Source organism: Pseudomonas sp. JE3303, from assembly GCF_056312565.1.
In genome coordinates, this window is record NZ_JBWGIF010000004.1 from 1 (window position 1) to 12,304 (window position 12,304).

Sequence of the window (12,304 nt, forward strand, 5' to 3'; positions counted from 1 at the left end):
CGTCTGGAACTGCGGGTCAAGGTGCTGTCGAGCCTGGCGATGAACATCACCATGCTGATCCAGCAACTCGCCGGCGTGGCGATGATCTGCGTCGGCGTGTACCTGATCATCGACGGCAACCTCAGCATGGGCGGCCTGGTGGCCTGCTACATGCTCAGTGGCCGTGCCCTGGGCCCGCTGGGCCAGCTCAACGGGCTGCTGGCCCGCTACCAGCAGGCCAAGGTGACCATGGTCGCCACCGACCAGATGATGGAGCTGCCGCAGGAGCGCAATTTCGAGGAGCGCCCGCTGAGCCGTCGTGTGCTGCAAGGGGCTATCGAATTCAGGGGGGTGGACTTCACCTACCCGAATCAGCAGAACCCGGCGCTCAAAGGTATCAACCTGACGATTCGCCCGGGTGAGAAGGTCGGCATCATCGGCCGCAGTGGCTCGGGCAAGAGCTCACTGGCCAAGCTGATCGTCGGGCTGTACGAGTCCGCCAATGGCTCGCTGCTGGTCGACGGCGTGGACATCCGCCAGATCGACGTCAGCGAGCTGCGCCACAACATCGGCTACGTGCCCCAGGACATCCAGCTGCTGGCCGGCACCCTGCGCGACAACCTGGTCAGCGGTGCGCGCTATATCGAGGATCAACTCGTGCTGCAAGCGGCCGAGCTGTCCGGCGTGCACGAGTTCGCCCGCTTGCACCCGGATGGCTACGAGCTGCAAGTCGGCGAGCGCGGACAGAACCTCTCCGGCGGCCAGCGCCAGAACGTCGCCCTCGGCCGGGCCTTGCTGCTCAACCCGCAGATCCTGTTGCTCGACGAACCAACCAGCGCCATGGACAACACCGGCGAGGAACGTCTCAAGCAGCGCCTGCAAGCAGTCATCGAGAGCAAGACTGTATTGTTGGTCACTCACCGAGCCTCGTTGTTGTCGCTGGTAGACCGGCTGATCGTCATCGACCGCGGGCAGATCGTCGCGGATGGCCCGAAAGCTGCCGTCATGGAAGCGCTGAAGAAGGGGCAGATCAGTGTTGCATAAGCTCGATATGGGACATTTCAAGAACAACCTGAAACGCTATTTCAGGGGCTCGGAATCGCTGAGCGGGCAGCCCTTGCCCGAGGTTAACAAAGCGCTCATCGAGGATGTGCCGCGCATTGTGCGCCTGACGATCTGGGGCGTTATCGCCTTTTTCCTGTTCCTGATCGTGTGGGCCAGCTTTGCGCCGATAGACGAGGTGACCCGAGGGGAGGGCAAGGCTGTTCCCTCGTCCAAGGTGCAGAAGATCCAGAACCTTGAAGGCGGCATCGTCGCCGAGATCTTCGCCAAGGAAGGGGCGATCGTCGAAGTTGGCGAACCGCTGCTGCGCCTGGATGAAACCCGTTTCGCTTCCAACGTTGGCGAAACCGAGGCCGACCGCTTGGCCATGGCCCTGCGCGTCGAGCGTTTGAGCGCCGAGATCGAGGATCGTCCCTTGAAGATCGACGACGAAATACGCAAGGTCGCGCCGAGCCAGTCGGCCAACGAAGAGTCGCTGTACCTAAGTCGCCGTCAGCAGTTGAATGACGAGATCGGCGGCCTGGAACAGCAGCTGGTGCAACGCCAGCAAGAGCTGCGCGAATACTCTTCCAAGCGCGCCCAGTACGCCAATGGCCTGCAGTTGCTGCGCCAGGAAATCGCCATGTCCGAGCCGTTGGTGGCCAGGGGTGCGATTTCGCAGGTCGAAATCCTGAGGTTACGCCGAGCGGAGGTCGAGAGTCGCGGCCAGATGGACGCCACAGCCTTGGCCATTCCCAGGGCGGAGGCGGCGATAAAGGAGATCCAGAGCAAGGTGGAAGAGACTCGCGGTAAATTCCGCAGCGACGCCCTGACCCAACTCAATGAAGCCCGCACTGAACTGAGCAAGGCCACCGCCACCGGCAAGGCGCTGGATGACCGGGTCAACCGCACCCTGGTTACCTCCCCGGTCCGCGGGATCGTCAAGCAGCTGCTGGTGAACACCGTGGGTGGCGTGATCCAGCCGGGGAGCGACATCGTCGAGATCGTACCCATGGATGACACTCTGGTGATCGAGGCCAAGATCCTGCCCAAGGACATCGCCTTCCTGCATCCGGGACAGGAAGCCACGGTGAAGTTCACGGCGTATGACTACACCGTCTATGGCGGGCTCAAGGCCAAGCTGGAGCAGATCGGCGCCGACACCATTACCGATGAAGACAAGAAGACCACCTACTACCTGATCAGATTGCGGACTGATCGCAGCCATCTGGGGACCGATGAGAAACCGCTGCTGATCATTCCTGGCATGGTCGCGACGGTGGATATCCTGACCGGCAAGAAGACCATCATGAGCTACCTGCTCAAGCCGATCATGAAGGCGCGCTCGGAGGCGCTGCGGGAGCGCTGAACCAGGCCCCGGCGGCCACTCGGGCCGCCGGGAAACACGTTATCAGCTGTTGTCGATCTTGATCATCGGATCTGCACCGGATACCAGCGAGTTGATCGAGGTATTCGACCAGTTCACTCCATCCAGCTTGATGGCCACGTCATCGCCGCCGCCGCTGTTGAACTTGCCCTGGACATTGACGTGCAGCGTCGACGTCGTGCCCTCGGTGGTCACCTTCAGGAAGTTGTCGATGGTGCTGACCTTCTCCCCCTGGAGCAGATCACGCAAATCGAGACGGTCGCCCTCGGCAGTGCCCTTGAAGTCGGTGATCCGGTCGGTGCCGAAGTCGCCCGCTTTCCAGACAAACAGATCCGCGCCCGCCCCGCCGGTCATGACGTCATCGCCCTTGCCGCCGATGAGGATGTCGTTGCCCTCACCGCCAAGCAGAGTGTCATTGCCGGTTCCGCCGACGAGGATATCGTTGCCCTTGCCGCCGTCCAGGTAGTCATTACCGCCCTGGCCGAAGAGGATGTCGTTGCCATCACCCCCGTAGAGGAAGTCGCCTCCATCGTTGGTGCGCGAGACGTCAAACTCCGACACATGCTCGGAAATGTACTTGTGCATGATTCGCGCATCGACGTCGCCAGCGCTCATGTCGAGCTTGGACGCTACATAGCCCTTGATGGCATCGGTACCGGTCCCGGTGATCGACGGGAAGGTGACGATGTCGCCGAAGATGATGTCGTTGCCATCACCGCCATAGACGGTGTCGTTTCCAGGGTTCTTGATTTCCGTATGACCGAGGATGGCGTCCGCCAGATCGGATGGATCGATATTGGTCTGGGGCTTCCCATCGCTGTCGAACCACTTCAGGTCATCAGACGTAACGCCACTTTTAAGCCCGATGGCTTCCACGGTCGGCGAGAGAGCTTTCAGAATCTCGAAGCTCGAACGAGAGTCATTCCAGGTGGCATTGTCGGTTTCATTACCCTCGCCATCGCGGTAGGAAATCTCGAACCCGCCGTTGCCCTCTGCTCGGACATAGCCATACCAAGTGTTGGAGCCATTTTTGATAGTCAGGTAACCATTGGAGCTGACGTTGACGACGTTGTTGTTCGCCAGCCATTGGTTCGAGATCGTGTCACCCAGACTGTAATTCATGTTGCTCAGGAAGGTGTCCAGACTCACGCCGGAAGTGCCCAGCAGCGGATTGGTTGCTTCATTTGCCTGGTAGTACGTCGGTTTACCATCCGTGATGAAATACGTCTGGTCGATGCCCTTGCTCCCTGCGTCATCCAGGTTCTTGAACCAATTGGCCGCCGTCTTGAACGCATCCTCGTAGTTGGTGCCGCCACCGGCCTCCATTTTGCCCAGGGTATCGAGCAACTTTTGCAGCCCACCCGCATTGAGCTCCACCGAGACTGTGCGGTTGACCTGGCTGGAGAAGTCGACCAGCAAGATGTTCACCTTGCCTGAAGTCTCACCATGGACGCTGTCGGCCAGTGTCTGGAAGACCGTTGTCAATGCTTTCCTGGCAGCCGCTACCCCGCTTGTGTACTTGGTATCCATGCTCCCCGACGTATCGACGATAAAGGCCAGGTTGTAGTCCTTGCCCGGCGTCACATGCAGGCCCGCGACGTCCGCGACGATGATCTCGCTCTTGACCGTGCCGGTGAAGGTATCGGTGTCAGCAGTCAGGTTCGCGGTGGTGTAGCTGTCCGGGTACACCGTGACCTTGATGGTGCCCTCGCTGGTTTTCGAGCTATTGCCCACACTTTCGGTGGACGTCGAAACGACCTTCACGGTGAACTCACCGTAGGTGTAGGCCGCTGGCTTGATCGTCAGGCTGGCCAGATTCCAGCCGGTCACGTTCACCTCAGCGGTGTCGACGGTGACGGAGTGGCCAGCGTTGTCGCTGATCACTGCACCAGACGGAATACCGCTGAGCTTGACGCTGAGGGTCTCGGAACCATCGGTGTCGGTCAGGGCGGTGCTGATGCCCACCAGCTTGACCACGCCGTTTTCAGCGCCTTCATTGAGCTTGTAGCCGTCGTAATAACCTTGGCCGTTGCTGCCGTGCAGCTCGGAAACGCTGACCCCGGCGGCGGCCAGAGCGGCCACGGTCGGGTACATCGGGATGGTAGTGCTGCTCAGGTTCTGCTTCGTGCCCTTGTCGACCTGGATGTCGATGTCATAGCTGCCTGGTCCCGACTGGTTGGCATGGTAGACCTCGAGCGTGTAATAACCGCTCTTGGGTGGGGTGTAGCTGCCAGAAATGCCGCCACCCGCGCCCCAAGTAGTCTTGACCACGTTGTCACCGCCGATGTTGACTACCAGGCTGTCGTCGGCAATACCGCTGAAGGTATAGGTCTTGCCAGCTTCCAGGTACACCAGACCAGAGGTCTTGGAGCCACTGCCAGCAGCAACCGACGAAGTCGATGCCACGTCGGTCACCGACTCGGTCTTGTTGAACTTGCCAGCGTTGGCCGTGCTATTGAAGACGTTCAGCAGGTCGTTGCCGGTGATGCCATTGCCACTGTTGCCCAGGCCGCCCAGGGTAGTCCAGGTCTGCTTGGTCAGGCCCTGGGAAGCGACGGAGTTATCGGCGATGGTCAGGCTCGGCTTGTCCGCCATCGGAGTGATATCCACCTTCATGGTGGTCTCAGTGCCAGTATTGGTGCCGTCGTTTGGCTTGTACTTGAGCTGCGCGTAGTCAGCCTGCATGTTGCCTACACCGGTACCGCCGTACCCATCTACACCCGATGCGTTGGCAGTCGGCACAAATTTCAGCTTGCCGCCGGTGATATCCGCCTCGCTGATCTGCTGGTTCAGCGTAACGCTGACCCATGTATTGCCCTGCTTGTACTGCAAGCTTCCAGCAGGATCAGGCAGTTTGCTGATGATCACGCTCAGACCGGTGTTGCTATCGGCATCAGTGACATTGAAGTCGGTCCACTTGAATACGTAGTCATTGTCTTCAGTACCGGTGACAGCTGCGCCGGTCGAGACTGGTGCGTGGTCGTTGTCGATGATGGTGCCAGTGGCGGTTTTCTGATCGCCTACCACCAGCTTTTCGAACACGTCATTGGTGTCTGTCACGGTCTTTATAGTGGCTACCACTGTCTCATTACCGTTGGCCTTGGCGTCATCGCCAGTTTGCACGGTAATCAGGGTGGCACTGGCGCCGCCATTGATGGTGACGACAGTTGGCAGGCTACCCGATACATGACTTGTAGTGGCATCGACAGCCCAGTCCAGGCTTACAGATACTGATTTTCCTGTTGGAACAGTGACAGCGTTCCCCGACTTGTCGACCAGTTCGACTTTATAAGTCAGCGAAGTTCCTTCAGTAACAGAGGCATTGCCGACCACACTGATCTTGGCATAGACAGTATCAATCGTGTCCTTGATCTGGGCAGTCGCGGTGGCATCCTTCAGATCAATGAGCTCGTACCTGCCGCCACTCACTTTAGTGACTGTCGCAGTGAGTGTACTGGCGTCCTTGAAAAAGTCATCGGTATTGCTGTTCAAGATCTGCAACACGCCTTCACCAGCGCTGTTGATCGACACGATGTGCTCTTTGCCATTCACCTCTACGGTGATGATCGTAGAGCTGCCGGTCTGCGGCGGATTGCTCAGCTTGAAGTTGAACACGACATTCCTGTCACCTTCGAAGGCTGCGTCAGCGGTCACTGTCACAGTCGTTGGGTCCAAGGTATCGATAATGACAACAGTGGCGCTTGCACCTATCACGCTAGTGGCTTCGAAGTTGCCACCGTTGATGGCGGTAACTTCGGCTGTGACGGTGCTGACATCTATGTACTTATCCTCAGAGTTGGGGTTGGTCAGCGGTAATACGCCGGCCCCCGACTCATTCAGGACTACAGTGTGATACTCGTTACCGACCTTGACGGTCAAGGTTGCCGGGTAGCCCTGTTGGGGGGCGTGGCTGAGCTGGAACGTGAAGAAGATCTGAGCGTCTGCCTCGGTCGCAGGAGCGGGAGTGACTGCCACGTTAACCGTGTTAGTGGTATCGGCGATGGTCGCGGTGCCTTTGGCGCCGGTCTCCAGCTTCTCGAAGTTGCCGCCAGTGGCGGTGATGACTTCAGCGACCAAGGTGCTGGCATCGACAAAGGCGTCTTCGGTGTTCGGGTTATCAACTGGCAGCGAACCGTGACCGGTTTCATCCAAGGTCACGGTGTGGGTGGTATCGCCTACTTTGACAGTCAGCACCACCGGGGTGCTGCCCTGCGGGGTCTGGCTGGTCTGGAAGTTAAAGATGACTTTGCTATCCGCTTCGGTCGCCGGATTGGCGGTCACAGTTATCGAAACAGGACTCTCGGTATCGGTAATGGTGGCCGTGGCCTTGGCGCCGGTCTCCAGCTTCTCGAAGTTGCCGCCAGTGGCAGTGATGACTTCGGCGACCAGGGTGCTGGCGTCGACATAGAAGTCTTCGGTATTCGGGTTATCGATCGGCAGCGAGCCATGGCCGGTTTCATCCAGCGTCACGGTGTGCGTGGTATCGCCAACCTTCACCGTCAGCACCACCGGGGTAGTGCCCTGTGGGGCCTGGCTGGTCTGGAAGTTGAAGGTGACCTTGGCATCGGCTTCGGTGGCGGCATTGGCGGTGACCGTAATACCGACCGGCGACTCCGTGTCAGTAATGGTGGCCGTGGCCTTGGCGCCGGTCTCCAGCTTCTCGAAATTGCCACCGGTGGCGGTGATGACTTCGGCGACCAGGGTGCTGGCATCGACAAAGGCGTCTTCGGTATTCGGGTTATCCACCGACAGGGTGCCGTGGCCGGTTTCATCCAGGGTGACGGTATGGGTGTCGTTACCGACCTTCACCGTCAGCACGACCGGGTTAGTGCCCTGCGGGATTCGCCCGGGTGAGAAGGTCGGCATCATCGGCCGCAGTGGCTCGGGCAAGAGCTCACTGGCCAAGCTGATCGTCGGGCTGTACGAGTCCGCCAACGGCTCGCTGCTGGTCGACGGCGTGGACATCCGCCAGATCGACGTCAGCGAGCTGCGCCACAACATCGGCTACGTGCCCCAGGACATCCAGCTACTGGCCGGCACGCTGCGCGACAACCTGGTCAGCGGTGCGCGCTACATCGAGGACGAACTGGTGCTGCAAGCGGCCGAGCTGTCCGGCGTGCACGAGTTCGCCCGCTTGCACCCGGATGGCTACGAGCTGCAAGTCGGCGAGCGCGGACAGAACCTCTCCGGCGGCCAGCGCCAGAACGTCGCCCTCGGCCGGGCCTTGCTGCTCAACCCGCAGATCCTGTTGCTCGACGAACCAACCAGCGCCATGGACAACACCGGCGAAGAACGCCTCAAACAGCGGCTGCAGGCGGTGGTCGAGAGCAAGACGATGCTCCTCGTTACCCACCGGGCCTCGTTGTTGTCGCTGGTGGACCGCTTGATCGTCATCGACCGCGGGCAGATCGTCGCGGACGGCCCGAAAGCCGCCGTCATGGAAGCGCTGAAGAAGGGGCAGATCAGTGTTGCATAAGCTCGATATGGGACGCTTCAAGGATGGCGTGCGCCGCTATTTCAAAGGCTCCGAATCACTAGGCGGCCAGCCGCTGCCCGAGGTCAACAAGGCGCTGATCGAAGATGCCCCGCGCATCGTGCGCCTGACCATCTGGGGTGTGATCGCCTTCTTCGCATTCTTGATCATCTGGGCCTGCTTTGCCCCTATCGATGAAGTCACGCGCGGGGAGGGCAAGGCGATTCCATCCTCCAAGGTGCAGAAGATCCAGAACCTTGAAGGCGGCATCGTCGCCGAGATCTTCGCCAAGGAAGGGGCGATCGTCGAAGTCGGCGAACCGCTGCTGCGCCTGGATGAAACCCGTTTCGCTTCCAACGTTGGCGAAACCGAGGCCGACCGCCTGGCCATGGCACTGCGCGTCGAGCGTTTGAGCGCCGAGATCGAGGACCGTCCCTTGAAGATCGACGACGAAATACGCAAGGTCGCCCCGAGCCAGTCGGCCAACGAAGAGTCGCTGTACCTGAGCCGTCGCCAGCAACTGCATGACGAGATCGGCGGGCTGGAGCAGCAATTGGTGCAGCGTCAGCAGGAATTGCGCGAGTTCAGCTCCAAGCGCGCCCAGTATGCCAACGGCTTGCAGCTGCTGCGCCAGGAAATCGCCATGTCCGAGCCACTGGTGGCCCAGGGCGCGATCTCCCAGGTCGAGATACTGCGTCTGCGTCGCTCCGAAGTCGAGAGCCGGGGTCAGCTGGACGCTACTGCGCTGGCGATCCCCCGTGCCGAAGCCGCCATCAAGGAAGTGCAGAGCAAGATCGAAGAAACCCGCGGCAAGTTTCGCAGCGAAGCCCTGACTCAGCTCAACGAAGCCCGCACCGACCTGAACAAGGCGACTGCAACCGGGAAAGCGCTGGACGACCGCGTCAATCGCACCCTGGTTACCTCCCCGGTCCGCGGGATCGTCAAGCAGCTGCTGGTGAACACCGTAGGAGGCGTGATCCAGCCGGGGAGCGATATCGTCGAGATCGTCCCACTAGACGATACCTTGGTGATCGAAGCCAAGATCCTGCCCAAGGACATCGCCTTCCTGCATCCGGGGCAGGAAGCCACGGTCAAGTTCACGGCGTATGACTACACCGTCTATGGCGGGCTCAAGGCTAAGCTGGAACAGATCGGCGCCGACACCATCACCGACGAAGACAAAAAGACCACGTATTACCTGATCAAGCTGCGCACCGACCGGAGCCACCTGGGTACCGATGAAAAACCGCTGCTGATCATTCCCGGCATGGTCGCGACGGTGGATATCCTGACCGGCAAGAAGACCATCATGAGCTACCTGCTCAAGCCGATCATGAAGGCCCGCTCCGAAGCCCTGCGCGAGCGCTGATCCTCAGGGCACCGCCGCCCCCCCGGTGGGAGCGGCGGTGTGGAAAGAAGGTTTCTCTCCATATAGTTATGCTTTAAAGATATTTAAAATATGCCGCTTATGACTTTATAGTCAATCCCACTGCGTACCTGCCGACCAATCGGCGCGCCGCACGATTTGAACGAACACGGTACACCCGTGAGTTTTTGATCGTTGCGTGCCCTCGGATTGGCGCGCACTGCGTGGGAGTCAATCATGTCAGCCGCCTTGAACGCCTTGTCGTCAAACGACAGCGCGCAGCCGCAAATTTTCGAAATCCGTCCGTTCTCTGGTTCCGTGGGTGCCGAGATCATCGGTCTGGACTTGGCCAGAGGCGTCAACGCCGAAGATTTCAACCGGATCCATCGGGCTCACCTCGACCACCCTGTCCTGGTATTTCGCGACCAGCGTATTACCCCCGAACACCAGATCGCCTTCAGCCGCCGCTTCGGTGAGTTGCAGATCCACGTGCTCAAACAGTTCTTGCTGACTGGGCACCCGGAAATCCTTATCGTCTCCAACATCATCGAAAACGGTCAGAACATCGGCCTGGGCGATGCCGGCAAGTTCTGGCACTCGGATCTCTCCTATAAGGAGCTCCCGAGCCTGGGCTCGATGCTGCACGCCCAGGAGCTGCCGAGCGAAGGCGGCGACACCTTGTTCGCCGACATGCACAAGGCCTATGACGCGCTGCCTGAAGCGCTGCGCAAGGCCGTGGAAGGCCGCCAGGCGGCGCACTCCTACACCGCGCGCTACAGCGAGACCAAGTTCGAGGGCAACTGGCGCCCGACGCTGACTCCCGAGCAGCTCGCGCAGGTTGCCGAGGTCATCCACCCGGTGGTGCGCACGCACCCGGAAAACGGGCGCAAGGCGCTGTTTGTCAGCGAGGGCTTCACTACCCGCATCCTCGGCCTGCCCGAGGACGAAAGCCGCGAGATCCTGCAGCAGCTGCATGCCCATAGCGTGCTCGAGCAGAACATCTACCGCCACCAATGGCAGCCTCGCGACATGGTGTTTTGGGACAACCGTTCGCTGATCCACCTGGCCGCCGGCTGCCCGGCGCACCTGCGCCGCAAGCTCTACCGCACAACCATCCAGGGCGATGCCCCGTTCTGACGACTGAGGAATAACACATGCGCAACTCCATCAGCCGCCTGGCGGCCAGCATCGCCCTGGGCGCCAGCCTTGTCGCCGGCAGCCTCCTCGCACCGAGTGCCGCCCAGGCCGAAGGCGAGATCCGTATCGCCGAGCAGTTCGGCATCGTCTACCTCTTGCTCAATGTGGTCCGTGACCAGCACCTGATCGAGAAGCACGGCAAGGAGCAGGGCCTGGACATCAAGGTCGACTGGGCCCAACTCTCCGGCGGCTCGGCGATCAACGACGCGCTGCTGTCAGGCTCGGTGGACATCGCCGGTGCCGGTGTCGGCCCGCTGCTGACCGTCTGGGACCGGACCAGGGGCCGTCAGAACGTCAAGGCCGTGGCATCGCTGGGCAACTTCCCGTACTACCTGGTCAGCAGCAACCCCAACGTGAAGACCATTGCCGACCTGTCGGAGAAAGACCGCATCGCGTTGCCTGCGGTAGGCGTCTCGGTGCAGTCGCGCTTCCTGCAGTACGCCGCCGCCAAGCAGTGGGGCAACAAGGAGTACAACCGTCTAGACAAGTACACCCTGGCTGTTCCGCATCCGGACGCTACCGCAGCTTTGCTGGCCGGTGGCACGGAGCTGAACGCTCACTTCTCCAATCCGCCTTTCCAGGACCAGGTGCTGGCCAACAAGGACGTGCATGTGGTGCTGGACAGCTATGACCTGTTGGGCCCGAACTCACCGACCCTGCTGTTCGCCACCGAGAAGTTCCGCAAGGACAACCCCCGGACCTACAAGGCCTTCATCGATGCCCTGGCAGAAGCCGCGGACTTCGCGCAGAAGGACAAAGGCGCAGCCGCCGACACCTACATCCGTGTGACCAAGGCCAAGATCGACCGCGCGGCGTTGCTGAAGATCATCGACAACCCGCAGTACGAGTTCAGCATCACACCGAAGAACACCTACCCGCTGGCCGAGTTCCTCTACCGGGTTGGCGCCATCAAACACAAGCCTGAATCGTGGAAGGATTACTTCTTCCAGGATGAACGCCCGCTGCAGGGGAGCTGATGCCCATGACCGCCCCTTTGCCAGGCCACGCGGCCAGCAACCTGAGCCGTGTCGATACCTCACCGCTTTTGCAGGTCAACAACCTCAGCCTCGAATACCGCACCGGTCAGCATGTGGTGCGGGCCACCCACCAGGTCAGTTTCGAAGTGGACCGCGCCGACCGCTTCGTGCTGCTGGGCCCCTCGGGCTGCGGCAAGTCGACCTTGCTCAAGGCCGTAGGCGGCTTCATCGAGCCCAGTGACGGACAGATCCTGCTCGACGGCCAGGCGGTCAAGGGCCCAGGCCCTGACCGCATCGTGGTATTCCAGGAGTTCGACCAGCTGCCGCCCTGGAAAACCGTCAAGCAGAACGTCATGTTCCCGCTGCTGGTGTCTGGCACGCTCAAACGCGCCGAGGCCCAGGAGCGCGCCTTGCACTACCTCGACAAGGTCGGCCTGTCCGCCTTTGCCGATGCCTACCCGCACACGTTGTCGGGTGGCATGAAGGCGCGCGTGGCGATCGCCCGAGCCCTGGCGACCCAGCCCAAGATCCTGCTGATGGACGAACCTTTCGCCGCGCTGGACGCGCTGACCCGGCGCAAGATGCAGGAAGAACTGCTGCTGCTCTGGGAGGAGGTGCGCTTCACGCTGCTGTTCGTCACCCACTCCATCGAGGAAGCGCTGGTGGTGGGCAACCGAATCCTGCTGCTCTCGCCCCATCCGGGACGGGTGCGCGCCGAAGTCCACAGCCACAAGTACGACCTGGGGAGCCTGGGCGCCAGCGATTTCCAGGCCAGCGCCCAGCGTATCCACCGCCTGCTGTTTGACGAGGCATCGGAGCCTGCGCAGGCCCCGGCGCTGGGTTTCAGCGACATCCGTATCGCCTACTGAACCGGAGTTTGTGCC

At 60.8% G+C, this 12,304-nt stretch carries 7 protein-coding genes and 1 pseudogene; 7 read left to right on the forward strand and 1 reads right to left on the reverse strand.

Features of this window, described 5'->3' with window-relative positions:
* Positions 1–1,023 (forward strand): ATP-binding cassette domain-containing protein (locus AC0ZZU_RS07030; RefSeq protein ID WP_476339802.1); only part of this gene is annotated, 1,023 nt, incomplete at its 5' end.
* A gap of 7 nt (positions 1,024–1,030) precedes the next feature.
* The gene (locus AC0ZZU_RS07035) at positions 1,031–2,389 is read left to right on the forward strand and encodes an HlyD family type I secretion periplasmic adaptor subunit (RefSeq protein WP_476340035.1); all 1,359 of its coding nucleotides are present in this window, start codon (positions 1,031–1,033) and stop codon (positions 2,387–2,389) included.
* Positions 2,390–2,431: 42 nt separating this feature from the next.
* Here AC0ZZU_RS07035 and AC0ZZU_RS07040 read toward each other — a convergent pair whose 3' ends face one another.
* On the reverse strand, positions 2,432–7,216 hold the full coding sequence (locus tag AC0ZZU_RS07040) for an immunoglobulin-like domain-containing protein (protein ID WP_476339803.1): 4,785 nt from the start codon (positions 7,214–7,216) through the stop codon (positions 2,432–2,434).
* A gap of 31 nt (positions 7,217–7,247) precedes the next feature.
* Between AC0ZZU_RS07040 and AC0ZZU_RS07045 the strand changes: the two are divergent.
* The 5 genes and pseudogenes from AC0ZZU_RS07045 to AC0ZZU_RS07065 form a co-directional block, all read left to right on the forward strand.
* Positions 7,248–7,883 (forward strand): annotated as a pseudogene (locus tag AC0ZZU_RS07045) (ATP-binding cassette domain-containing protein); the annotation flags it as partial.
* A 7-nt stretch (positions 7,884–7,890) separates the two neighbouring features.
* Positions 7,891–9,249, forward strand: coding sequence for an HlyD family type I secretion periplasmic adaptor subunit (locus AC0ZZU_RS07050; RefSeq protein WP_476340036.1), 1,359 nt, complete (start codon positions 7,891–7,893; stop codon positions 9,247–9,249).
* Positions 9,250–9,483: 234 nt separating this feature from the next.
* On the forward strand, positions 9,484–10,383 hold the full coding sequence (locus AC0ZZU_RS07055; protein WP_476339804.1) for a TauD/TfdA dioxygenase family protein: 900 nt from the start codon (positions 9,484–9,486) through the stop codon (positions 10,381–10,383).
* Between the two features lie 17 nt (positions 10,384–10,400).
* Positions 10,401–11,420: an ABC transporter substrate-binding protein gene (locus AC0ZZU_RS07060; RefSeq protein ID WP_476339805.1), complete on the forward strand. Its 1,020-nt coding sequence runs from the start codon at positions 10,401–10,403 to the stop codon at positions 11,418–11,420.
* 5 nt (positions 11,421–11,425) lie between these two features.
* Complete coding sequence (locus AC0ZZU_RS07065; protein WP_476339806.1) at positions 11,426–12,289, forward strand: ABC transporter ATP-binding protein; 864 nt, start codon at positions 11,426–11,428, stop codon at positions 12,287–12,289.
* Positions 12,290–12,304: the final 15 nt, after the last annotated feature.